Source organism: Clostridium sp. HBUAS56010 (assembly GCF_007115105.1).
GTDB lineage: Bacteria > Bacillota > Clostridia > Lachnospirales > Lachnospiraceae > Lacrimispora.
Map to the genome: position 1 here is coordinate 1 of NZ_SULJ01000045.1, position 769 is coordinate 769.

Annotated in this window: 1 protein-coding gene; it reads right to left on the reverse strand. The window is 42.1% G+C overall.

Annotation, left to right across the window (positions count from 1 at the left end; translation table 11 throughout):
* Positions 1–313: 313 nt before the first annotated feature.
* The coding region (locus FAY33_RS19130; RefSeq protein WP_143323073.1) for a transposase at positions 314–769 on the reverse strand (456 nt) is incomplete at its 5' end.

Below are 769 nucleotides of genomic sequence, written 5' to 3' on the forward strand. Positions count from 1 at the left end.
CCAGAATCAGTCTGATATCATAGCCGGCTGACTACCGGCTACCTAACGGCTGAAATACAATTTGCGAAAAAATCTTGACACTATCGTTACGCCCGGCACTGTAACCAATTATTTCTCTATTAAAGAGGTCAACAAGGACGCATATGTAGTTCCAGGAGAGAGTTTCAAGTTTTGTGTAAACTGTAAAAACTGATATAAGATATGTTGATAGTTACGCAAGGACAGAACAATTATTTCAAGGTTCTGTCCTTGTTTGTATTATAACGCTGTTTCTTTGCATGTCAATGAAACTGGCTCATTTTAGCCAGTTTCATTAGTAGCCAGCCAGGCGTTCTTCAAAGTATATCTCTAGTTGTGAATGGATGATTCCCCAGTCCTGACGGTGACCTGTCCACTTTTTGGTGATGTCCATTGTGGCCAGATACAGCATCTTTAGCAGGCTGTCATCGGAGGGGAATATCGTCTTGCTCTTGGTGACTTTTCTTAGCTGGCGGTTGAATCCTTCGATTGCATTGGTTGTGTAGATCAGGCGACGAACCGGCTCTGGATACTTAAAATAAGTAGACAGAGTTATCCAGTTGTCATTCCACGATTTCGAAATTTTAGGATATTTACCATCCCATTTATTTCCGAAGTCCTCCAACGTAGACAGAGCAGCTTCTTCTGTAGAGGCTCCATAAACCATCTTCAAATCTGCCATAAGCACCTTGATGTCCTTGTAGGAAACAAACCGGGTAGAATTGCGGATCTGATGGATAATACAGTGCTG